The 22,237-nt window shown below is 61.1% G+C and carries 21 protein-coding genes; 18 read left to right on the top strand and 3 right to left on the bottom strand.

Annotated features, from left to right (window positions below; genetic code table 11):
• Positions 1-2,127 (bottom strand): pesticin C-terminus-like muramidase, encoded by a 2,127-nt coding sequence (locus tag M5C56_RS18640; protein ID WP_103496766.1) that lies wholly within the window; start codon positions 2,125-2,127, stop codon positions 1-3.
• 204 nt (positions 2,128-2,331) lie between these two features.
• A complete protein-coding gene (gene rne, locus M5C56_RS18635; protein ID WP_103496767.1) occupies positions 2,332-5,658 on the bottom strand; it encodes a ribonuclease E in 3,327 nt (1,108 codons plus the stop codon).
• 712 nt (positions 5,659-6,370) lie between these two features.
• On the opposite strand from rne, the gene rluC reads away from it, so the two are divergent.
• From rluC to M5C56_RS18620, 3 genes are read left to right on the top strand one after another with little or no spacing between them, the layout of a single operon-like run.
• Complete coding sequence (gene rluC, locus M5C56_RS18630) at positions 6,371-7,327, top strand: 23S rRNA pseudouridine(955/2504/2580) synthase RluC (RefSeq protein WP_103496768.1); 957 nt, start codon at positions 6,371-6,373, stop codon at positions 7,325-7,327.
• Complete coding sequence (locus M5C56_RS18625; protein WP_103496769.1) at positions 7,317-7,979, top strand: HAD-IA family hydrolase; 663 nt, start codon at positions 7,317-7,319, stop codon at positions 7,977-7,979. Before rluC ends, M5C56_RS18625 begins: the two co-directional genes overlap by 11 nt.
• Before the next feature lie 20 nt (positions 7,980-7,999).
• Positions 8,000-8,995: a S49 family peptidase gene (locus M5C56_RS18620; RefSeq protein ID WP_103496770.1), complete on the top strand. Its 996-nt coding sequence runs from the start codon at positions 8,000-8,002 to the stop codon at positions 8,993-8,995.
• Between the two features lie 131 nt (positions 8,996-9,126).
• Here M5C56_RS18620 and M5C56_RS18615 read toward each other — a convergent pair whose 3' ends face one another.
• Complete coding sequence (locus M5C56_RS18615) at positions 9,127-9,705, bottom strand: nucleoside triphosphate pyrophosphatase (protein ID WP_103496771.1); 579 nt, start codon at positions 9,703-9,705, stop codon at positions 9,127-9,129.
• A gap of 106 nt (positions 9,706-9,811) precedes the next feature.
• Between M5C56_RS18615 and M5C56_RS18610 the strand changes: the two genes are divergently transcribed.
• From M5C56_RS18610 to M5C56_RS18540, 15 genes are all read left to right on the top strand, one after another.
• Positions 9,812-10,339 carry a YceD family protein gene (locus tag M5C56_RS18610; protein WP_100940760.1) on the top strand — a complete coding sequence of 176 codons (528 nt, stop codon included), beginning with the start codon at positions 9,812-9,814 and terminating at the stop codon, positions 10,337-10,339.
• A 13-nt stretch (positions 10,340-10,352) separates the two neighbouring features.
• Positions 10,353-10,535 (top strand): 50S ribosomal protein L32, encoded by a 183-nt coding sequence (gene rpmF / locus M5C56_RS18605; protein ID WP_003179396.1) that lies wholly within the window; start codon positions 10,353-10,355, stop codon positions 10,533-10,535.
• 3 nt (positions 10,536-10,538) lie between these two features.
• Positions 10,539-11,549 carry a phosphate acyltransferase PlsX gene (gene plsX / locus M5C56_RS18600; protein ID WP_103496772.1) on the top strand — a complete coding sequence of 337 codons (1,011 nt, stop codon included), beginning with the start codon at positions 10,539-10,541 and terminating at the stop codon, positions 11,547-11,549.
• Positions 11,550-11,676: 127 nt separating this feature from the next.
• Positions 11,677-12,615: an ACP S-malonyltransferase gene (gene fabD / locus M5C56_RS18595; protein WP_103496773.1), complete on the top strand. Its 939-nt coding sequence runs from the start codon at positions 11,677-11,679 to the stop codon at positions 12,613-12,615.
• 16 nt (positions 12,616-12,631) lie between these two features.
• A complete protein-coding gene (gene fabG / locus M5C56_RS18590; RefSeq protein WP_103496774.1) occupies positions 12,632-13,372 on the top strand; it encodes a 3-oxoacyl-ACP reductase FabG in 741 nt (246 codons plus the stop codon).
• A gap of 196 nt (positions 13,373-13,568) precedes the next feature.
• Positions 13,569-13,805, top strand: a complete 237-nt coding sequence (gene acpP / locus M5C56_RS18585) for an acyl carrier protein (RefSeq protein WP_103496775.1) — start codon at positions 13,569-13,571, stop codon at positions 13,803-13,805.
• Between the two features lie 111 nt (positions 13,806-13,916).
• The gene (fabF, locus tag M5C56_RS18580; RefSeq protein WP_103496776.1) at positions 13,917-15,161 is read left to right on the top strand and encodes a beta-ketoacyl-ACP synthase II; all 1,245 of its coding nucleotides are present in this window, start codon (positions 13,917-13,919) and stop codon (positions 15,159-15,161) included.
• Entirely contained in the window at positions 15,161-15,976 is an 816-nt protein-coding gene (gene pabC / locus M5C56_RS18575) for an aminodeoxychorismate lyase (protein WP_103496777.1), read from the top strand. The genes fabF and pabC overlap by 1 nt, the downstream gene beginning before the upstream one ends.
• A 1-nt stretch (position 15,977) precedes the next feature.
• Entirely contained in the window at positions 15,978-17,213 is a 1,236-nt protein-coding gene (mltG, locus tag M5C56_RS18570) for an endolytic transglycosylase MltG (RefSeq protein WP_103496778.1), read from the top strand.
• Positions 17,214-17,232: 19 nt separating this feature from the next.
• Positions 17,233-17,865, top strand: a complete 633-nt coding sequence (gene tmk, locus M5C56_RS18565) for a dTMP kinase (protein ID WP_103496779.1) — start codon at positions 17,233-17,235, stop codon at positions 17,863-17,865.
• On the top strand, positions 17,858-18,844 hold the full coding sequence (locus M5C56_RS18560) for a DNA polymerase III subunit delta' (protein ID WP_103496780.1): 987 nt from the start codon (positions 17,858-17,860) through the stop codon (positions 18,842-18,844). Before tmk ends, M5C56_RS18560 begins: the two co-directional genes overlap by 8 nt.
• A 43-nt stretch (positions 18,845-18,887) precedes the next feature.
• Positions 18,888-19,244, top strand: coding sequence for a PilZ domain-containing protein (locus tag M5C56_RS18555; protein ID WP_103496781.1), 357 nt, complete (start codon positions 18,888-18,890; stop codon positions 19,242-19,244).
• A gap of 13 nt (positions 19,245-19,257) precedes the next feature.
• Positions 19,258-20,043, top strand: coding sequence for a TatD family hydrolase (locus M5C56_RS18550; RefSeq protein WP_103496782.1), 786 nt, complete (start codon positions 19,258-19,260; stop codon positions 20,041-20,043).
• A gap of 416 nt (positions 20,044-20,459) precedes the next feature.
• Positions 20,460-21,098, top strand: a complete 639-nt coding sequence (locus M5C56_RS18545) for a TetR/AcrR family transcriptional regulator (protein WP_103496783.1) — start codon at positions 20,460-20,462, stop codon at positions 21,096-21,098.
• Positions 21,099-21,235: 137 nt separating this feature from the next.
• Entirely contained in the window at positions 21,236-22,204 is a 969-nt protein-coding gene (locus M5C56_RS18540; protein WP_103496784.1) for a radical SAM protein, read from the top strand.
• Positions 22,205-22,237 lie beyond the last annotated feature (33 nt).

The raw sequence follows: 22,237 nt of genomic DNA, 5'->3' as shown, positions 1-22,237 counted from the left end.
TTACCTCAAATGCCTTATACGTCTGTTGAACCTGTCGGATGGTACGTTAGGCCAATTCAAGCGGTTGCTCATGATGTTCAGTAACCTTGGGAGATCGTTTTCTACAAAGTGCCTTTGCAATAGGAGTCTGGCGTCAGCGTCGTAGTCTCCTCTGTATCTTAAGTCGACTATCAGATCCTGAATTCTTTTTTCTATTGCGTCCCAGTCCAGGGCTCCATATTCGCGATTTTTGGAAAGCTTCTCTGAAATTCGGATAACTTCGCTCTTCATGAATTCATAGACTGGGATGAATAAATCATGCTGTTGCTTTCTGGATATGGAAAACCTCTTTATCTCCAGGCTGGCAGCCTTGAGATAGTTTCTTGCCGCCTGACCATGAAGCCCTTTGGCGCCAATCAACCAGCTATACAACGGCTCAGGAATATTGGCCGCCGCCAGATCGGCTTCGGCATTTTTGTTCTGTCCCAGATCATACCCGCGACCAATGGTTATTCCCGATGCCCCACCCGGCCAGTGCACCTTGCGACTGAAGTAGATATGTAGCGGATGGGTTGGATCATCAATATCATTACCTTCCACATCAAACGTCAGTTGTCCTCGCTCCACCGTGAGCCACTTGAGGTCGTTTTCATCTTCGATGACCACAAAGTTTGCCAATAACCCGATGGGATGAAAGTACCAGGCTTTCCCGTCCGGATTGATCCCATGCTTTCCCGCCAACTCGGCCCACCAGGACAGTTTCTGAATCCGCTTTTTCTCCTGCTCCCAGCGTTTATTGGGTTCGCTGTCACTGTGTCGTAGCAGGTGATCCAGCTCATTCCATTTGGCGGGGTTCCAGAACCACTCGCTTTCATAATGAACAATCAACTGCGAAATGGCTTGGGCGTGATGGGGATTGTCCAGCGCGGCGCGAATTCGCTTTGGCGTCAGCAGCGGGCTGACCGCGATGGAATCAGCGTTGCCCTGGATAATCTGGCGCAGTCGGGTCTTGATCGGGCCGTTGTTCGCCTTGTGCACCTGCAAGTCGTAGTCGGCCTGTTGTGCCTTGCTGAACAACTCCATGGCCTGGAAGTGACAGGCCAGCTGTTCGCTATGGCAGGTCGTTTCGCGCAGGCAATCAAAGCCGGCCCAATCCCACGGACTGTAGTCGTCGAAGAACAGCGCACTCTCGCCCAGCCAGCCGCTGACACGCTGGCCACTGGCATCGGCCATGCGGTTCTTGAGGTGCCACCAGTGCTGGGTGTAGGGCTTCAGGCCGGGCAGGGCAAAGGTGTCGCGGATCCGGTGATCGGACGGTAGGTTATCGAGGACCACCCGTGGCAGGATCAGGCCCGGGAGCGTCCGCAGGCTGCGTTTTGCCATCTTCGGCGGGTGACTGGCGTTGATATCAGGAGTGTGTGGCACCAGAGCACTGGCGATTCTACTGATGCGGGCCAGGCTTCTTTCACTCTCGGGGAGGCTGGCGGCATAGGCGCGACTCTTTTCGATAAAGGCCGGCACATCGTCGCAACTGAAGACTTCCAGATGCAGCAGGCCTTCGCCATCCCCATGACTGGGTGTACTGAAGATGCCGGGATGACCGATCAGTGCTCCGGCCTTGATGGCGAACGGAGTATCGAGAGAGATGACCCGGGCCTTGGCTTGAGGTTCTTCCATCCAGAAAGCCGGCCTGGCTCTGCCGGGGTCGCGCTGGTAGTGCTCCCAACTGAGTAAATGCATATAGAGGCTGTAGAACGTCAGCGACTGTGGCGACAGCGGGGAGATTGCGCTGTACGGCTGGCCGGGAAGGCTCAGGCAATGCTTGATCAGCACGAACCCCGTTGAATAGGCCGCCGGCTCGCCGTTGGCCTTGGGGGAGGTGGGGTAGGCCTGATCGATGCGGTAGGCAATGACTTCGCCATCGGCAATGCAACGTACGGCCTCCTGGTCGAGGAGCGCCGCCGTGTTCTTGTCGAAATGCACCCCGCCATGCCAGAGGCCGCCTTGCCCCAGCGGGTAGGTGCCGCCCGTGGCTTTGGCCAGGGCGTCGTAGCAGGTTTGCGGGTCCGCGACTTCCCGGCTGCGAGCACCTGCGACCTTGAAAGGAAAGCACCAGGCCAGCCTCTTGTTTGCGTTCTTCATGAACATTGCCCTCTCACCCGTCCCTGAGAGGCTGACTGTGCGCCGACGAAAAGCGGGAGTCAGTCAGTTGGCTTCAGTTTGTGATGTAGGGCTTTTCCTTGCTGCATGGCGGCTGGATCTTCAGGCAGGAAAGGAGGTGGGCGATGAATGGCGGACAAAAAAAGCCCCGCCTGCATCGCTGCAGGCGGGGCTTTTCAACAGCCGTCAGAATCAGGCGAGGGGTTTAGGCTCGTGGGCTTCTTCCTGGGCTTTGTGGTTATGTTCAACCACTTCTTCGACGGACTGCAGGTTTTCGTCGATGGTCGGTGCAGCCGCTCCGCTTTCAGCCGGCACGAACTCCGCTGGAGCCGCTTCAGGCGCAGGCGTCGGTTCGGCTGCGACCACGGCTTCTACTGCGGGGGCAGCAGCGGCACGTTCGGCAGCTTCCTGAGCCAGGCGCTCTTCTTCACGCTTGCGACGACGCACTTCACGCGGATCGTTCGGAGCGCGACCGTTGCTGGTCAGGGCGCTGGCCGGAGCCGCCTCGGCAACCGGTGCAGCGACTTCAGCCACGACTGGAGCAACCACCGGAGCAGGCTCTGGCTGTGCAACCACGGCTGGCTCTTCAGCCACCACAGTTTCGGTCACGGGTGCCTGAGGTGCTTCGACGGCTGGCTCGGACCATTGGAACGTGGCCTGGACTTCCTGAGCCGGCTCTGGCGCGGGCTCCGAAACCGGAGCTTCGACGACAGGGGCTGGAGCAACAGGTTCTTCAACGACTGGCGCTGCAACAACCGGTGCTTCGACAACCGCGGTTTCGATGGCCGGTTCAGGCGCCACGAATACCGGCAGTTCAGCGACAACCGCTGGCTCGACGGCGGCTTCAACCACAGGCTCGGCTTCACGAACCGGGGCGACTTCCACTTCCGGTACCGCTGGCGCTTCCACCGGGGTGGTGGCTTCAACGACCGGAGCTTCAACCGCTGGGGTTTCCTGGATCGCGGCAGTGGCCAGTTCGGCCTGCTGGTGCGCCTCGGCTTCGGCTGGAGCACTGATCACGCTGCTGGCGACAGCGGCGGTCACGGCCAGGCCGGCAGCCAGTTCGGTACCGGTAGCGTGCTCGTGGTGCTCTTCGCTGCCTTCTTCCGAACCTTCGATCACGTTGCCGTTGGCATCACGTTGACGCTCACGACGGTTGCTGCGGCGACGCTGACCACGGGAGCGGCGACGTGGACGATCGCCACCCTCGGCGTTGTCCTGGCCGTCGTCCTGCAGTTGCTCTTCGCCCTGCAACACTTCTTCTTCACCGGCAACAGCAGGTTGCTCGGCACGCGGTTGGCGTTCTTCACGCGGTGCACGCGGCTGACGTTCTTCACGTGGCGCACGGGCTGGACGCTCTTCAGCGACTACAGCAGCCGTTGCAGCAGCGGCGACGGCCGGTGCGGCATCCAGCGGCTCGCGCAGTTCACGCACGCGTTCTTCACGCTCGCCACGTGGCTTGCGATCTTCACGCGGGGCGCGCGGTGCACGTTCTTCACGCGGAGCACGTGGAGCACGTTCCTCGCGGGCTACGGCCGGGGCTTCGTCACGCACTTCGCGGACTTCACGTGGCGCACGCTCTTCACGCGGCGCACGTTCTTCCCGTGGGGCGCGTTCTTCACGCGGCTCGCGCGGTGCACGTTCTTCACGTGGCGCACGTTCTTCGCGCGGCTTGCGCTCTTCATCGCGGCGACCGTTACGGTTGCGGCTCTGCTGGCGACCGTTGCGACGCTCTTCGTTACGGGCCGGACGCTCGGCTGCCGGTTTTTCAACCACGGCCGGTGCAACAGGCTCTTCCTTGCTGGCGAACAGGCTGACCAGCGACTTCACCAGGCCCTTGAACAGGCTTGGCTCGGCGATAACCGGTGCGGGTGCGGCAACCGGAGCGGCGACTTCTTCGGCCGGAACCGGAGCGTTGGCGCGGACCGGAGCGGTCTTGACCGCCGCTTCCTGGCGAACCAGGGTGCGGGTGGCCGCAGCCGGCTGGACTTCTTCCACTTCGGCAGCGGCAGCGGCGATTTCGTAGCTGGACTGGTTGGTGTGGGCTTCCGGGCTGTCATCACGCAGACGTTGCACTTCGAAGTGCGGCGTCTCGAGGTGATCGTTCGGCAGGATCACGATGCGTGCACGGGTGCGCAGCTCGATCTTGGTGATCGAGTTGCGTTTTTCGTTGAGCAGGAAGGCTGCAACCGGGATCGGCACCTGGGCGCGGACTTCGGCGGTGCGGTCCTTCAGGGCTTCTTCTTCGATCAGGCGCAGGATCGCCAGGGACAGCGATTCGACGTCACGGATGATGCCGGTGCCGTTGCAACGCGGGCAGACGATGCCGCTGCTTTCGCCCAGGGACGGACGCAGGCGCTGACGGGACATTTCCAGCAGGCCGAAGCGCGAGATACGGCCGACTTGTACGCGGGCACGGTCGGCTTCCAGGCACTCGCGGACTTTTTCTTCCACGGCGCGCTGGTTCTTGGCCGGGGTCATGTCGATGAAGTCGATGACGATCAGGCCGCCGATGTCGCGCAGGCGCAACTGACGGGCGATTTCTTCAGCGGCTTCCAGGTTGGTCTGCAGCGCGGTTTCTTCGATGTCGCTGCCTTTGGTGGCGCGCGCCGAGTTGATGTCGATGGACACCAGGGCTTCGGTCGGATCGATGACGATGGAGCCGCCGGAAGGCAGTTCGACGACGCGCTGGAAGGCGGTCTCGATCTGGCTTTCGATCTGGAAACGGTTGAACAGTGGCACGCTGTCTTCATACAGCTTGATCTTGCTGGCGTACTGCGGCATCACCTGGCGGATGAAGGTCAGGGCTTCGTCCTGGGCTTCAACGCTGTCGATCAGCACTTCGCCGATGTCCTGGCGCAGGTAATCGCGGATGGCGCGGATGATCACGTTGCTTTCCTGGTAGATCAGGAAAGGCGCGGAGCGATCCAGCGAGGCTTCTTTGATGGCGGTCCAGAGTTGCAGCAGGTAGTCGAGGTCCCACTGCATTTCTTCGCTGCTGCGGCCAAGGCCGGCAGTGCGCACGATCAGGCCCATGTCGGCCGGGGCCACCAGGCCGTTCAGCGCTTCACGCAGTTCATTGCGCTCTTCGCCTTCGATGCGACGGGAGATACCGCCGGCACGTGGGTTGTTCGGCATCAGTACCAGGTAACGACCGGCCAGGCTGATGAAGGTGGTCAGGGCGGCGCCCTTGTTGCCACGTTCTTCTTTCTCGACCTGGACGATGACTTCCTGGCCTTCGCTCAGGACGTCCTTGATATTGACGCGGCCTTCGGGGGCTTTCTTGAAGTATTCGCGGGAGATTTCTTTCAGCGGCAGGAAGCCGTGGCGCTCAGAGCCGAAATCGACAAAGGCAGCCTCAAGGCTTGGCTCGATGCGAGTAATCCGGCCTTTATAGATATTGGCCTTCTTCTGCTCGCGTGCACCGGACTCGATGTCCAGGTCGTAGAGGCGCTGGCCGTCTACCAGGGCAACACGCAACTCTTCGGGTTGAGTTGCGTTAATCAGCATTCTTTTCATGTAGTACCGTCGGTTTCCGGGCTGCCGGAAACGGCGTTCGGCACACACGACTTCTCACGGTCGGTGTCAGGTGCGTCAGGAGTGGTTGGCCATTCCTGTGTCTGGCGAGGTTCGTCCAGAGGGGACGAAGTCGCGACTCACGCGTCCTGCTTCTTGGGGTGACAAAAGGCACCTCACAAGCAAAAGCTCTGTCAGGAGGAGGAATCAACCGCGGGTGTGGACGATATGAAGCGTCTTGATAAAGCCTAATGCTACACAGTCCGACGGTTGTGCATCTCCACCCTACACGTATCCCTGATAATTCGGGTGCGGCCGCGCGCAGAATCCGCAGCGGGTTGGCATTTACCGTGTTCTCCGAAAGGGAAAAGCACGCTCATGGCTAATTAGGCGTTGTTTCCGATGCCTTCGCCCAGGTGTGACTCGTGACCGACTGCACTTTGTGAACTGGCCGTTAATACCGGCTCGGGAAACGAGTGTTGACTCAGTTTTCCGGCGCGCTTCAGGCCTCATGTCACCTGCGCTCGTTACGATCGCGAACCTTTCCTCGAACGGCGAAAGCCCCGTAGGACGGCCTCGCATCCTGATGAATTGCGTTGGGCAGGGCCGGCTGTTGGCCGTTGGTCCTCTGTCCAGCCGCTTTTGGCGGCGTTCGCGACTATAGCAGCAATGATTAAGTGCTTCAATTCCATAAAAAATTGTTATCATCGCCGGCATGACGACGACTACCCCCCCGACTCCAGGCGTACAACTGCTTGAGGTCTCGCCGGAATATGCCGGCCAGCGCATTGACAATTTCCTTCTCGCTCGGCTCAAGGGTGTGCCCAAGACCTTGATTTACCGCATTTTGCGCAAAGGCGAAGTGCGAGTGAACAAGGGGCGCATCAAGCCCGAGTACAAACTCCAGGCCGGCGATATCGTGCGGGTTCCGCCCGTGCGCGTCCCCGAGCGCGACGAACCGGTGCCTTTGGCCCAGGGGTTGTTGCAGCGCCTGGAGGCTTCGATCGTGTTTGAAGACAAGGCCCTGATCGTGATCAACAAGCCGGCCGGTATTGCCGTGCACGGCGGCAGCGGCCTGAACTATGGCGTGATCGAAGCCTTCCGTCAGTTGCGCCCGGATGCCAAGGAGCTGGAACTGGTCCATCGCCTGGACCGCGACACCTCCGGACTGCTGATGATCGCCAAGAAGCGCAGCATGTTGCGCCATTTGCACGAAGCGCTGCGCGGCGACGGCATCGATAAACGTTATATGGCCCTGGTGCGTGGTAACTGGGCGGCTTCGATCAAGCAGGTGCGCGCGCCCTTGCTCAAGAGCAACCTGCGCTCCGGCGAGCGCATGGTCGAGGTCAACGAGGAGGGCAAGGAGGCGCTCACGGTGTTCAAGGTGCTGCGCCGTTTCGGTGATTTCGCCACCATGGTCGAGGCCAAGCCGGTGACCGGTCGGACCCACCAGATTCGTGTGCACACCTTGCACGCCGGGCACTGTATTGCCGGCGACAGCAAGTACGGTGACGATGGTTTCACCAAGGAAATCCGCGATCTGGGCGGCAAGCGCCTGTTCCTTCACGCCTATATGCTGACCGTGCCGCTGCCCGATGGCGGCGAACTGAAGTTGCAGGCGCCGGTGGATGAAATGTGGGCCAAGACGGTGGAGCGACTGAGTGCGGTCTGAATACAAGCTGCTGATTTTCGATTGGGACGGCACCTTGGCCGATTCCATTGGTCGGATTGTCGAGTCGATGGGGGTGGCGGCCGCGCGTTCGGGTTTTGTCCCGCGCGATGAGACGGCGGTCAAGGGCATTATCGGTCTCGGCTTGCCGGAAGCGATCTGTACCCTGTACCCGGCGATCAGCGATGAAGAACTGGTGGTTTTTCGCCAGCACTATGCCGACAGCTACATTGCTCTTGAAACGGTTCCTTCGCCGCTGTTTCCAGGCGTCCTGGAGTCCATGGAGGCGTTTCGCGCCGCCGGCTACCAGTTGGCGGTCGCGACCGGCAAGAACCGTCGCGGCCTGGACCGGGTGTTGAACGCCCATGGCTGGTCGGATTATTTCGATATCACCCGTGCCGCCGATGAAACCGCCAGCAAGCCGCATCCGCTGATGCTCGAGCAGATTCTTGCCCATTGTCGTGTCCCGGCTTCCCAGGCCCTGATGGTCGGGGACTCGGTGTTCGATTTGCAAATGGCTCGCAATGCTGGCATGGATTCAGTGGCTGTAGGTTATGGTGCCTTGTCGATGGATGAGTTGCGGGTGTTCGAACCGCGCTTGGAGATTGACAGTTTTCCACAGTTGCATGCCTGGCTCGATGGCCGGGTCAATTGAATTCGTTGGGGTGAGTACGCATGTCTGATGAATGGGGCGCGCCGCCAAAGGCGAATGCCGAATCGGGTTCGGGTGATGACAGGAGCTGGAAGCTGCTGGAAAAGACCTTGCTGGCTGGTGTGCAGGAGCAACGTCGCTCGCGGCGCTGGGGGATCTTCTTCAAGCTGCTGACCTTTGTGTATCTGTTCGGCGCGCTGGTGATGTTCTCGCCGCTGATCAATATGGAGAAGAGCGCCGGTCGTGGGGCTCACTACACCGCCCTGATCGAGGTGCGCGGGGTGATTGCGGACAAGGAGTCGGCCAGTGCCGACAATATTGTCGGCAGCCTGCGTACGGCCTTCGAGGATCCGAAGGTCAAGGCGATCATCATGCGTATCAACAGCCCGGGCGGCAGTCCTGTGCAGTCGGGTTATGTGTTTGACGAGATTCGTCGCCTGCGTGGCCTGCACCCGGATACCAAGGTGTATGCGGTGATTTCCGATATCGGGGCTTCCGGTGCCTATTACATCGCCAGCGCGGCGGACGAGATCTATGCCGACAAGTCCAGTCTGGTCGGTTCCATTGGGGTGACGGCGGCCGGCTACGGTTTTGTCGGCACCATGGAGAAGCTGGGCGTGGAGCGTCGCCCATACTCTTCGGGTGAGCACAAGGCGTTTCTCGATCCGTTCCAGCCGCAGAAGGCCGATGAGACCAGGTTCTGGCAGGGTGTCCTGGATACCACCCACAACCAGTTCATCGCCAGCGTGAAGAAGGGGCGTGGTGATCGCCTGAAAGACAAGGATCATCCCGAGCTGTTCTCCGGGCTGATCTGGTCCGGCGAGCAGGCGTTGCCATTGGGCTTGATCGACGGCCTGGGCAGTGCCAGTTCCGTGGCGCGGGATGTGATCGGCGAGAAGGAGCTGGTGGACTTTACCGTTCAGGAATCGCCTTTCGATCGCTTCTCGAAAAAGCTGGGTGCCAGTGTCGCCGAGCAGTTGGCGATGTGGATGGGCTTTCAGGGGCCGACCTTGCGCTGATATTCATGCAGCAATAAAAAAACCGGTCGTGAATGACCGGTTTTTTTATGGGCGGAATGCAGGGTTCCAGTATGTAGGAGCAAGCTTGCTCGCGATCAGCCGGCAGGCTGAGGGTTCTGCGATAAACAAGATTACGGAATCTGTACGCCTTCGACCAGCAACATGTCCACAAGACGAATCAGCGGCAGTCCGATCAGGCTGGTGGCATCCGGTCCTTCCGTGCTCTGGAACAGGCTTACGCCCAGTCCCTCGGCCTTGAAGCTGCCGGCACAGTCATAGGGTTGTTCGGCGTGCAGGTAGCGTTCAATGCGTTCGACCGTCAAGCTGCGCATCTGCACGCTGAAGGGGACGCAGTCCACCTGGCATGCCCCGGTCTGGCTGTTGAACAGCGCCAGTCCGGTGAGAAAGCTCACGCGAGTGCCGCTGGCGGCCAGCAACTGTTCACGGGCCTTCTCGAAGCCGTGGGGCTTGCCGAGTATCCGTCCGTCGAGTACCGCGACCTGGTCCGAACCGATGATCAGGTGCGCCGGATGATGGGCGGCCAGGGCCCGGGCCTTTTCCTCGGCCAGGCGTTTGACCAGCTCGATGGCGGCTTCGCCGGGACGCTGGCTTTCGTCGATATCCGGCGAGGCGCAAGTGAAAGGCAGGCGCAGGCGGGTCAGCAATTCCCGGCGATAGGCCGAGCTTGAGGCAAGTAACAAGGGCAGCATGCGGTTCTCCTGAGGCAGGTCGCCGATTCTAGTCGGCCGGCCGGCTGACGGACAGGGCCTAATTTCCTTTGACAGTGGCAGGGTGCGTCCCTAGAATGCTGCGCCTATGTTGAATGACCCGATTCCACCTCACGTTGACCCGCGCAAATTGGCTGATCGTGGCACCACCCTTCAAGGTGAACTGCTGCTGGCCGATTTGGAGAGACTCTGCGACTCGCTTTCCGACACTGTCGGTACGGTGCAGGCTAAATTCGTTTTTGAACGAGATGAACGTAAGGCCGTGATGATTCACAGCTTTATCGACACCGAGGTCAAAATGGTTTGCCAGCGTTGTCTTGAGCTGGTCACCCTGCCGATCCACAGCGAATGCAGTTATGCTGTGGTGAAGGAGGGTGCGAATACCCAGTCGTTGCCGAAAGGTTATGACGTGCTGGAACTGGGCGAAGATCCTTTGGATCTGCAGGCATTGATCGAGGAAGAGCTTCTGCTCGCCTTGCCCATTGTGCCTGCTCATCATCCGGAAGAATGCCAGCAGCCGGCGGGGCTCGATGAGCCCGAACCGAGCGAGGACGAGGTAACGCGGTCCAACCCGTTCAGTGTATTGGCGCAGTTAAAGCGTGACCCAAACGTTTAGGAGTTAATCAATTATGGCTGTTCAGCAGAACAAAAAATCCCGCTCCGCCCGTGACATGCGTCGTTCGCACGACGCCCTCGAGGCAAGCACCCTGTCCGTGGAAAAGACCACCGGTGAAGTTCACCTGCGTCACCACGTATCGCCAGAAGGCGTATACCGTGGCCGCAAAGTGATCGACAAGGGCGCTGACGAGTAAATCTTGTCCGCTCAGATCATCGCGATCGACGCAATGGGCGGGGACTTCGGTCCCCGCAGCATTGTCCAGGCCAGTATTGCCTGTCTGTCTGCTACACCCTCGCTGCACCTGACCCTCGTCGGTCAACCTTCCCAGCTTGAACCTCTGATCGCCAGTTATCCGACTGTGGATCGCGCGCGCCTGACCATTACGCCTGCCAGCGAAATCATCACCATGGATGAGCGTCCGTCCCAGGCCCTGCGTGGCAAGCCGGACTCGTCGATGCGCGTGGCCTTGCAGTTGCTGCGCGATGACAAGGTCCAGGCCTGTGTCAGTGCCGGCAATACCGGGGCCTTGATGGCCTTGTCGCGGCATGTGCTGAAGACCTTGCCGGGGATTGATCGTCCGGCCATGGTCGCGGCCATCCCGACCCAGCGCGGCTATTGCCAGTTGCTGGACCTGGGGGCGAACGTCGATTGCAGCGCCGAGCACCTGTTCCAGTTCGCCGTGATGGGGGCGGTGGCCGCCGAGGCTCTTGGCGTGCTGCGGCCGCGTGTTGCGCTGCTCAATGTCGGCACCGAGGACATCAAGGGCAACCAGCAGGTCAAGCTGGCGGCGACGCTGTTGCAGCAGGCGCGGGGGCTGAACTACATCGGCTTCGTCGAAGGCGACGGGCTGTATCGCGGCGAGGCCGATGTGGTGGTGTGCGACGGTTTTGTCGGCAATATCCTGCTCAAGTCCAGCGAAGGCCTGGCGACCATGATCGCCGCGCGGATCGAGGCGCTGTTCAGGCAGAACCTGGCCTCGCGCCTGGTGGGTGCCCTGGCCTTGCCGTTGCTCAAGCGCCTGCAGGCCGATCTCGCCCCGGCGCGGCACAATGGTGCGAGTTTTCTCGGCTTGCAGGGCATCGTCATCAAGAGTCACGGCTCCGCCGGGGTCGAGGGTTTCCAGAGCGCGATTGCCCGAGCCCTGATCGAGATCCAGGAAAACCTCCCCGAGCGCCTGCATGGTCGCCTGGAGGAGCTATTGCTTTAGGCGTTTTCCCGCAGGAATGCTTAAATGTGACCGCTCAGTTCAATCAGCCATCCAAACTGACAGTTTCTTGCGTCCGCCAAGGCGGGACGTCAATTCTTCGACGACAAGATCATTAGGGGCTTGTTACATGTCTACATCCCTCGCATTCGTCTTTCCAGGACAGGGTTCGCAGTCCCTTGGCATGCTTGCCGAGCTGGGCGCGCAATACCCGCTGATCCTGGAGACCTTCAAAGAAGCCTCCGATGCCCTGGGCTATGACCTCTGGGCACTGACCCAGCAGGGGCCGGAAGAGCAACTGAACCAGACCGACAAGACCCAGCCCGCGATCCTCACCGCCTCCGTCGCCTTGTGGCGCCTGTGGCTGGCTGAAGGTGGGGCGCGTCCGGCCTATGTCGCCGGTCACAGCCTGGGCGAATACAGCGCGCTGGTCGCCGCCGGCAGCCTGAGCCTGGGTGATGCGGTGAAATTGGTGGAGCGCCGTGGCCAACTGATGCAGGAAGCGGTTCCGGCCGGGCAGGGGGCCATGGCGGCGATCCTCGGGCTGGACGATGCCGATGTGATTGCGGCCTGCGTCGACTCAGCACAAGGTGAAGTGGTCAGCGCGGTGAACTTCAACTCGCCGGGCCAGGTGGTGATCGCCGGGGCCAAGGCCGCCGTCGAGCGCGCCATGGAAGCCTGCAAGGCCAAGGGTGCCAAGCGCGCCCTGCCGCTGCCGGTCAGCGTACCGTCGCATTGCGAACTGATGCGTCCGGCCGCCGAGCGTTTTGCCGAATCCGTTGCCGCCATCGACTGGCAGGCACCGCAGATCCCGCTGGTGCAGAACGTCAGTGCCCAGGTGGCCACGGACCTCGCTACCCTCAAGCGCGACCTGCTGGAACAGCTCTACAAGCCGGTGCGTTGGGTCGAGTCGGTCCAGTGCCTGGCGGCCAACGGCGCCACCGAACTGGTCGAATGCGGCCCTGGCAAGGTGCTGGCCGGCCTGAACAAGCGTTGCGCCGATGGCGTCAACACGTCCAACCTCAATACCCCGGATGCCTTCGCCGCCACGCGCGCGGCGCGGGCCTGAATCAGGAGAAGCCTGCATGAGTCTGCAAGGTAAAGTTGCACTGGTCACCGGCGCCAGCCGTGGCATCGGCCAAGCCATCGCCCTCGAGCTGGGGCGTCTTGGCGCCGTGGTCATCGGCACCGCGACCTCGGCCTCCGGTGCCGAGCGAATTGCCGCGACCCTCAAGGAGCATGGCATTCAAGGCACGGGTCTGGAACTTAATGTAACCAGCGATGAGTCGGTTGCCACCGTTCTGGCGAGCATCGGCGAGCAGTTCGGTGCGCCGGCGATCCTGGTCAATAATGCCGGTATCACCCGCGATAACCTGATGATGCGGATGAAAGATGACGAGTGGTACGACGTGGTCGATACCAATCTCAACAGCCTGTTCCGCCTGTCCAAGGGCGTTCTGCGCGGCATGACCAAGGCCCGTTGGGGCCGAATCATCAATATTGGTTCGGTTGTGGGTGCCATGGGCAACGCAGGCCAAGTAAACTACGCGGCAGCCAAGGCCGGCCTCGAAGGTTTCAGCCGTGCATTGGCGCGTGAAGTCGGTTCGCGCTCGATTACGGTAAACTCGGTGGCTCCAGGGTTCATCGACACCGATATGACCCGTGAATTGCCTGAAGCGCAGCGTGAAGCCTTGCTGACGCAGATTCCGCTGGGCCGCCTGGGCCAGGCTCAAGAGATCGCGCAAGTGGTCGCTTTTCTGGCTTCGGACGGTGCGGCATACGTGACTGGGGCTACAATCCCGGTGAACGGCGGGATGTACATGTAATTCAAATGTGACGGATTGCTTCAAAAAAATGTCATACCAGCTGTCTAAAATCCGTTATAAAGCTGCAACTTATTGAGGGGCAGAGGGCAAAGGGGGACAAAGGCTGAAGCTTTCGGTTGAAAAGCTGAAAAGCCTTTCTATACACTTACCCACCGGCCAGCTGCCTGAATTTTTCCATTAGGAGTGAAAACAAGGTATGAGCACCATCGAAGAACGCGTCAAGAAAATCGTTGCCGAGCAACTGGGCGTCAAAGAAGAAGAAGTGACCAACGTTGCTTCCTTCGTTGAAGACCTGGGTGCCGACTCCCTTGACACCGTTGAGCTTGTGATGGCTCTGGAAGAGGAATTCGAGACCGAAATCCCTGACGAAGAAGCTGAAAAAATCACTACCGTACAAGCTGCCATCGATTACGTTACCAACCATCAGGCGTAATAGTTTGTAATCGTTGCCTGCTGTTGTGGAAAAACCGCACTGCCATCACGGCGTGCGGTTTTTTCTTTAGGTGTGAGGCAAAGTGTCGTCAACAGGATAAAGGAGAGTGCTGTGTCGCGTAGACGCGTCGTAGTCACCGGCATGGGGATGTTGTCGCCATTGGGTGCGGATGTTCCGAGTACCTGGCAAGGCATTCTGGCTGGCCGTAGTGGCATTGGTCTGATCGAACACACAGACCTTTCTGCCTATACCACCCGTTTTGGCGGCTCGGTAAAAGGTTTCAATGTCGAAGAGTACTTGTCGGCCAAAGAAGCCCGCAAACTCGACCTGTTCATTCAATACGGCCTGGCAGCCGGTTTCCAGGCAGTGCGTAACGCCGGCCTTGAAGTGACCGATGCCAACCGTGAGCGCATCGGCGTGGCCATGGGGTCGGGTATTGGTGGTCTGACCAATATCGAGCAGACCTGCCGCACGTTGCACGACCAGGGGCCACGGCGTATTTCGCCGTTCTTCGTGCCCGGGTCGATCATCAATATGATTTCCGGTTTCCTGTCCATCCACCTGGGCGCCCAGGGGCCGAACTATGCCATCGCGACGGCGTGCACCACCGGCACCCACTGCATCGGCATGGCGGCGCGCAATATTGCCTACGATGAAGCCGATGTGATGATTGCCGGTGGCGCCGAAATGGCGGCTTGCGGCCTCGGCATGGGCGGTTTCGGTGCTTCCCGGGCGCTCTCCACGCGCAATGACGAGCCGGCCCGTGCCAGCCGTCCGTGGGACAAGGGGCGTGACGGTTTCGTGCTGTCCGACGGTGCCGGCGCCCTGGTGCTCGAAGAGCTGGAGCACGCCAAGGCCCGAGGCGCCACCATCTATGCCGAGCTGATCGGCTTCGGCATGAGCGGCGACGCCTACCACATGACCTCGCCACCCGACGACGGTGCCGGTGCGGCCCGCTGCATCGCCAATGCCATGCGCGATGCCAAGCTGAACCTGGATCAGGTGCAGTACATCAACGCCCATGGTACTTCGACCCCGGCCGGCGACCTGGCCGAAGCCGAGGCGATCAAGCGGGTGTTCGGTGAGCAGGCCTACAAGCTGGCGATCAGTTCGACCAAGTCGATGACCGGCCACCTGTTGGGCGCCGCCGGTGCCATCGAGGCGATTTTCAGCGTGCTGGCCATCGCCGACCAGGTTGCACCGCCGACCATCAACCTCGATGAGCCTGATGAAGGCTGCGACCTGGATTTCGTGCCCCACGAAGCCCGGCGCATGCCCATCGATGTGGTGCTGTCCAACTCCTTCGGCTTTGGCGGTACCAACGGCTCCCTGGTGTTCCGCCGGTTCGCCGAGTGATGGACAGCTGGGTCGACGGCCGGCCGGGCGATGCGTTGTCCCTCAAGGACCGCGGCCTGGCCTACGGCGATGGTCTGTTCGAGACCATCGCCGTGAAAGCCGGCAAGCCGCTGCTGCTCGAGCGGCACCTGCAACGCCTGGCCGAAGGTTGTCGACGCCTGGGTATCGCGGCGGATCACGGGTTGGTTCGCCGCGAGTTGCTCGCCTACGGTGCGGCACTGGGGGAGGGCGTGCTCAAGCTGATTCTCACCCGGGGTGACAGCCAGCGCGGCTATGCGGTGTCGGCCGATGCGCAACCGCGACGGATCCTGCAAGGCAGCCCGCCGCCGACTTATCCACAGGCCTACCAGCAGCACGGCATTGGCCTTTTCCCCTGTACGACACGTTTGTCCGAGCAGCCCCTGCTGGCCGGGCTCAAGCATCTCAATCGCCTGGAGCAGGTCCTGGCCCGTGCCGAATGGCAGGGGGGCGAACAGGCCGAAGGCTTGATGCTCGACACCTCCGGTCGGGTGATCGAAGGCGTGTTCAGTAATCTGTTCCTGGTGCGGGCGGGTGTGCTTCGCACCGCCGACCTCAGTCGTTGCGGCGTGGCGGGGGTGATGCGCGCCCAGTTGCTGGAAGAGGCGCAGGCACTGGCAATCCCTGTTGATATTTCCGATATCAGCCTGGAGCAATTCCGGCAAGCTGATGAAGTCTTTCTCTGTAACAGTGTCTACGGTGTCTGGCCCGTTCGGGCTTTTGCCGACCTGAGCTGGTCGGTTGGCCCGCTCACCCGTAAACTGCAAGGCATTGCCCGCGTGCTATTGGAAGTTTGAATTGAGACGTAAATTCTTGGTGCTGCTGCAAGCCGTTCTGGTGCTGGCCGGTTTGCTGCTGGGCGGTTCCGCCTGGAAGCTGCATTCGGCATTGGAGCAGCCCCTCAACCTGACGCAGGAACAGCTGCTGGATGTCCCGGCCGGTGCGACACCGACGGGCACTTTCAATCGACTCGAATCCGAAGGCTTGCTCAAGGACGCCTTCTGGCTGCGCCTCTACTGGCGTTTCAATCTGGCCGGGGTGCCGTTGCACAGTGGCGAGTACCGGATCACGCCGGGCATGGACGTGCGTGCGCTGTTGTCCCTGTGGCAGCGCGGCGAAGTGGTGCAGTACAGCCTGACTCTGGTCGAAGGCTGGAATTTCCGCCAGGTGCGTGCGGCTCTGGCCAAGAACGAAAAGCTCCAGCAGACCCTGAGCGGTCTCAGTGACAGTGAAGTCATGACCAGGCTGGGGCACAAGGATGTGTTCGCCGAGGGGCGTTTCTTTCCGGACACCTACCGCTTCGTGCGTGGCATGAGCGACGCCGAACTGCTGGAGAAGGCCTATGATCGTCTTGATAGCGTCCTGGCCCAGGAGTGGCAGAAACGCTCCGCCGATGCGCCCTATACCGAGCCTTATCAGGCCCTGATCATGGCATCGCTGGTGGAAAAGGAAACCGGCGTGCCCCAGGAGCGCGGCCAGATCGCCGGGGTGTTCGTGCGGCGGATGCAACAGGGCATGTTGTTGCAGACCGACCCGACGGTGATCTACGGCCTGGGCGAACGTTATACCGGCAAGCTCACCCGTGCCCACCTGCGTGAGGCCAATCCCTACAATACCTACATGAATGTCGGCCTGCCGCCGACGCCGATTGCCATGGTCGGACGCGAGGCGATTCACGCCGCGTTGAACCCGGTAGCGGGCAACAGCCTGTACTTTGTGGCGCGCGGCGATGGCACCCATGTCTTTTCCGACGACCTGGACTCCCATAACAACGCGGTGCGTGAGTTCCAGCTCAAGCGCCGGGCCGATTACCGCTCCAGCCCCGCGCCGGCGGCTGCTCCTGCACCGACGGTTTCGACTGCTACTCCGGCACCTGCACCTGCGCCGACGGCTCCAGCGGCCGCGCCGGCCCCGGTTCAGAGCCCGGCTCCCGAGGAGCCCGAGTCAGAGTCGAAACCCGCGTCGGCCCCGCTTGTCGAACCTGTACCCGCGGCACCCGCGTCAACCGAAGCCGAGGCGAAAGACTCGCAATGACCCTGATTAAGGACTGCCCGTGACTGGCTTGTTTATCACCCTGGAAGGCCCGGAAGGCGCCGGCAAAAGTACCAACCGCGATTACCTGGCCGAGTGCCTGCGGGCCCAGGGCGTCGATGTCCTGCTGACCCGTGAGCCTGGCGGTACGCCGCTGGCCGAACGGATCCGCGAACTGCTGCTGGCGACCAGCGATGAAGCCATGTGTGCCGATACCGAACTGCTGCTGGTGTTCGCTGCGCGGGCCCAGCACTTGGCCACGGTGATCCGTCCGGCCCTGGCCCGTGGCGCGGTGGTGCTGTGCGATCGTTTTACCGATGCCACCTATGCCTACCAGGGCGGCGGTCGCGGCCTGTCCCATGAGCGTATCGCCACCCTGGAACATTTTGTCCAGGGCGAACTGCGTCCGGACCTGACCCTGGTCTTCGACCTGCCGGTGGAAGTCGGCCTGGCCCGGGCCAGTGCCCGGGGTCGGTTGGATCGTTTCGAGCAGGAAGGCCGGGTGTTTTTCGACGCCGTGCGCAGCACCTACCTGAAACGCGCCGAAGCCGATCCGTCGCGCTACCGGCTGGTGGATGCGGCCCAGACGCTGGCCCAGGTGCAACAATCCCTCGACCGCCTGCTGCCGGAAATCCTGGAGCGGCACCGTGGCTGAAGCCTATCCCTGGCAGGACAGCCTCTGGCAGCAAATGGCCGGGCGGCCCCAGCATGCCCATGCCTATCTGCTGCATGGCCCGGCGGGCATCGGCAAGCGCGCCCTGGCCGAACGGCTGATGGCGCTGCTGCTGTGCAAGAGCCCGACGAATCTCAATGCCTGTGGGCACTGCAAGTCCTGCCTGTTGCTGAACGCCGGCAGTCATCCGGACAACTACATCCTGGAACCTGAAGAAGCCGACAAGGCGATCAAGGTCGACCAGGTCCGCGACCTGGTCAGTTTCGTGGTCCAGACCGCGCAACTGGGTGGGCGCAAGGTGGTGCTGATCGAGCCGGTGGAGTCGATGAATATCAACGCCGCCAACGCCTTGCTCAAGAGCCTTGAAGAGCCCTCCGGCGATACCGTGCTGTTGCTGGTCAGCCATCAGTCCAGCCGCTTGCTGCCGACCATCCGCAGCCGTTGTGTGCAACAGGCCTGCCCGCTGCCGAGCGAGGCCATGAGCCTGCAATGGCTGGCGACGGCGTTGCCGGACAGCAGTGCGGAAGAACGGGTCGAATTGTTGACCCTGGCGGCGGGTTCACCCCTGGCCGCGGTCAGTCTCCAGGCCCAGGGCGTTCGCGAACAGCGGGCGCTGGTGGTCGATGGGGTGAAGAAATTGCTCAAGCAACAGCAATCGGCCACCCAGTTGGCCGAAGGGTGGAATGCGATTCCCCTGTTGTTGCTGTTCGACTGGTTCTGCGACTGGTCGAGTTTGATCCTGCGTTATCAACTGACCGAGGACGAAGCCGGCCTGGGCCTGGCCGACATGCGCAAGGTGGTGCAATACCTGGCGCAGAAAACCGCCCGGGACAAGGTCCTGTCGATCCAGGACTGGATTCTCGCCCAGCGCCAGAAAGTCCTGAGCAAGGCCAACCTCAATCGGGTGCTGCTGCTCGAAGCGCTATTGGTGCAATGGGCAGCTTTACCTACCCAACACTGAGGCGATGGGCCTAGAATCGGCTATCTGCATGACCGGAGCGAGTATGAACGAACCCATTGGTCCCGGCCCGCGCAACGGTATCCTGTCCCTGACCATCAAGGACAAGTCCGTGCTGTACGCGGCCTATATGCCTTTTATCAAGAACGGTGGGCTGTTCATCCCCACCAGCAAGAGCTACAAGCTGGGCGACGAGGTGTTCATGTTGCTCAACCTGATGGACGAGCCGGAAAAGATCCCGGTCGCCGGCAAGGTCGCCTGGATCACCCCCAAGGGTGCCCAGGGCAACCGCGCGGCTGGCGTCGGCGTGCAATTCAACGACGGCGACAACACCGCTCGCAGCAAGATCGAAACCCACCTGGCCGGCGCCCTGAAGTCCGACCGTCCCACCCATACGATGTAGTTGTCGCCTTTTTATGCTTGTAGATTCCCATTGCCACCTCGACCGTCTTGATCTCGCCGAACATGCCGGCTCCCTCGATGCGGCGCTCGACGCAGCGCGTCAGCGCGGAGTCGGGCACTTCCTGTGTATCGGCGTGAGTGTCGACAATGCGGCTGATGTGAAGGCCCTGGCCGAGCGTTACGCCGATGTCGATTGTTCGGTCGGCGTGCACCCGCTGGACGTCAAGGCCGACGCCGCGCCGGCGCTCGACTGGTTGCTGCGCGAGCTTGAGCATCCCAAGGTCGTGGCCATTGGCGAAACCGGCCTGGACTACCATTACGAGCCTGAAGCGGCGGAACTGCAGCAGGCGTCCTTCCGCTTGCACCTGCAAGCAGCCGCGCAGACCGGCAAGCCGGTGATCGTCCACACCCGTGGCGCGCGCGCCGATACCCTGGCGTTGCTGCGCGAGGCGCAACTGCCCCAGGCCGGCGTGCTGCATTGCTTCACCGAGGACTGGGAGATGGCCAAGGCCGCACTGGACCTGGGCTTCTATATTTCCCTCTCGGGCATCGTCACCTTCCGCAATGCCGACGCCTTGCGCGACGTCGCGCGACAAGTGCCGGCCGACCGCCTGCTGGTGGAAACCGACTCACCGTACCTGGCGCCGATTCCCCATCGCGGCAAGCCGAACCTGCCGCAGTATGTGCGCGATGTCGCCGATTACCTGGCGATGCTGCGCGGGGTGCCCTACGAGCAGTTCGCCGAGCAGACCACCCAGAACTTCAAGCGCCTGTTTCCCCTGGCCCATGTGCGCGCCTGAGCCGAGAGGCTAAATCGCGGGCAAAAAAAAACCCGGGTTCTGGGGGGTGAATCCGGGTTAAGACCATTAGGAGTAAAACAAAGGTACGCGGTCCTTCGGCACCTTTATCAGCGCGTCACTTGGGGGAGATGTCGCGCCGACAGTTCAAGTATTGGTCAGGATCGCCCGACGTCCAGTCAGCATTGCTCATTTTTTAAACAGATTTGGAATACAGGCGCTTCTGTTGAGTTCTCATCGTGCCAGGACGCTTTTCGGCGGCCGGCGGCGGCGACGATCCGTGACCACCGCGAAGATTTTCTGACCGGGGCGGCCTGATTCGTCGACAGTGAAAACTAAAAGCCTCGGATGATTCGTGCAATTTGGCGCGAGTCAGGCATAATACTTGGCTTCGATTTTGCCCCTACAGACCTTTTCTTATGCATAAAGAACCCCGTAAGGTCCGTGAGTTTCGTCGCCGCGAGCAGGAAATTCTCGATACCGCGCTAAAGCTGTTCCTCGAACAAGGTGAAGACAGTGTCACCGTCGAGATGATCGCGGATGCCGTCGGTATCGGCAAAGGCACCATCTACAAGCATTTCAAATCCAAGGCGGAGATCTACCTGCGCCTTATGCTCGACTACGAGCGTGACTTGAACGAGTTGCTGCACTCGGCGGATGTCGACAAGGACAAGGAAGCCCTGTCCCGGGCCTACTTCGAATTCCGCATGCGTGATCCCCAGCGCTATCGCCTGTTCGACCGCCTGGAAGAAAAAGTGGTCAAGGGCCACCAGGTGCCGGAGATGGTCGAGGAGTTGCACAAGATCCGCGCGTCCAACTTCGAACGCCTGACCTTGCTGATCAAGGGCCGTATCAGCGAAGGCAAGCTCGAGGACGTGCCGCCGTACTTCCACTACTGCGCCGCCTGGGCCCTGGTACATGGCGCTGTCGCGCTGTACCACTCGCCGTTCTGGAGCAATGTGCTGGAAGACCAGGAAGGTTTCTTCCAGTTCCTGATGGATATCGGCGTGCGCATGGGCAACAAGCGCAAGCGCGACCCTGAAACGCCCGTCAGCTAAGATATTCGGCTTGGTGATTGCGCCACGTTCCCCTATATGGCGCAATGCCCCGGGCTTATACTCAGGGATAGGGCTTGTCAAAACTTGATTTTTAAGTCAAGTTTTGCGCGTTCCACAGTCCATCGCCGGAGTGTCCCATGATCGTTGACCGTCAAGGCAGGCGTTTTCGCAATCTGCGCATCAGCCTGACATCCGCCTGCAATTATGCCTGTACCTACTGCGTGCCCAATGGCAAGCGGCTGGTGGCTGCCCAGGACGAACTGTCGGCGCAGGCCATGGCACGGGGCGTGGCCTACCTGATCGAGGCGGCGGGGATCGAGCGCTTGCGCATTACCGGCGGCGAGCCGCTGGTCAGTCCGAAGCTGGAAGCCTTTATGGGCGCGGTCGGCCAGATGGGCCTGGACGATATCAGCCTGACCACCAATGGCCAGTTGCTTGCGCGCAAATTGCCGCTGCTGGTGGAGGCTGGGATCAAACGGATCAACGTTTCCCTCGATACCCTGGATGCCAGTGCTTTTCGTACTATCGCCCGTGGTGGCGACCTGGCCAGCGTACTCGACGGTATGGAGCAGGCGCGGGCGGCGGGACTGAAGATCAAGGTCAATATGGTGCCGTTGCGCGGGCAGAACCTGGACCAGGTGATGCCGCTGCTGGATTACTGTCTTGAGCGCGGCTATGAGCTGCGCTTTATCGAACTGATGCGCATGGGCCACCTGGCCAGCGATGGCAATGCCTTTCTCCAGCAGTTCGTCAGTCTCAAGCAGTTGCTCGGGCTGATTGGCGAGCGCTATGAATACCTGCAGGCCGATGCCCCGGTGGATGCCACCGCCGTGCGTTATGCGATTCCGGGGCGTGGTCACTTTGGGGTGATCGCGAACGAAAGCGTGCCGTTCTGTCGGACTTGTTCGCGCTTGCGGTTGTCGTCCACCGGCTGGCTGCATGGCTGCCTGTCGTCGAGCAACCGGCATTATGTCGGCGACCTGCTCGACAAGCCGCGCCACGAGGCGTTGCCGGCGTTGCAGCGGCTGCTGGTCAAGGCCTTGGGTGACAAACAGGAAGTGGCTTTTTCGGGCGGCGCGACGGTGATGAAAATCATCGGCGGCTGATCTGGCGCGGAAGCTGCATCCACGCGACTATTC

Source organism: Pseudomonas sp. MWU13-2862 (assembly GCF_023242495.1).
GTDB classification, from domain to species: domain Bacteria; phylum Pseudomonadota; class Gammaproteobacteria; order Pseudomonadales; family Pseudomonadaceae; genus Aquipseudomonas; species Aquipseudomonas gingeri_D.
The sequence above is the reverse complement of the archived record's forward strand: the minus strand, read 5'-3'. Positions and strand labels throughout refer to the sequence as shown.

Excerpts from the sequence above, each read along its gene's own strand:
- rluC (WP_103496768.1), top strand. The coding sequence starts at position 6,371 with ATGACGACGACTACCCCCCCGACTCCAGGCGTACAACTGCTTGAGGTC.
- fabG (WP_103496774.1), top strand. The coding sequence starts at position 12,632 with ATGAGTCTGCAAGGTAAAGTTGCACTGGTCACCGGCGCCAGCCGTGGC.
- fabD (WP_103496773.1), top strand. The coding sequence starts at position 11,677 with ATGTCTACATCCCTCGCATTCGTCTTTCCAGGACAGGGTTCGCAGTCC.
- acpP (WP_103496775.1), top strand. The coding sequence starts at position 13,569 with ATGAGCACCATCGAAGAACGCGTCAAGAAAATCGTTGCCGAGCAACTG.
- pabC (WP_103496777.1), top strand. The coding sequence starts at position 15,161 with ATGGACAGCTGGGTCGACGGCCGGCCGGGCGATGCGTTGTCCCTCAAG.
- M5C56_RS18610 (WP_100940760.1), top strand. The coding sequence starts at position 9,812 with ATGTTGAATGACCCGATTCCACCTCACGTTGACCCGCGCAAATTGGCT.
- M5C56_RS18620 (WP_103496770.1), top strand. The coding sequence starts at position 8,000 with ATGTCTGATGAATGGGGCGCGCCGCCAAAGGCGAATGCCGAATCGGGT.
- M5C56_RS18555 (WP_103496781.1), top strand. The coding sequence starts at position 18,888 with ATGAACGAACCCATTGGTCCCGGCCCGCGCAACGGTATCCTGTCCCTG.
- rne (WP_103496767.1), bottom strand. The coding sequence starts at position 5,658 with ATGAAAAGAATGCTGATTAACGCAACTCAACCCGAAGAGTTGCGTGTT.
- M5C56_RS18550 (WP_103496782.1), top strand. The coding sequence starts at position 19,258 with ATGCTTGTAGATTCCCATTGCCACCTCGACCGTCTTGATCTCGCCGAA.
- M5C56_RS18615 (WP_103496771.1), bottom strand. The coding sequence starts at position 9,705 with ATGCTGCCCTTGTTACTTGCCTCAAGCTCGGCCTATCGCCGGGAATTG.
- M5C56_RS18545 (WP_103496783.1), top strand. The coding sequence starts at position 20,460 with ATGCATAAAGAACCCCGTAAGGTCCGTGAGTTTCGTCGCCGCGAGCAG.
- M5C56_RS18640 (WP_103496766.1), bottom strand. The coding sequence starts at position 2,127 with ATGTTCATGAAGAACGCAAACAAGAGGCTGGCCTGGTGCTTTCCTTTC.
- M5C56_RS18540 (WP_103496784.1), top strand. The coding sequence starts at position 21,236 with ATGATCGTTGACCGTCAAGGCAGGCGTTTTCGCAATCTGCGCATCAGC.
- rpmF (WP_003179396.1), top strand. The coding sequence starts at position 10,353 with ATGGCTGTTCAGCAGAACAAAAAATCCCGCTCCGCCCGTGACATGCGT.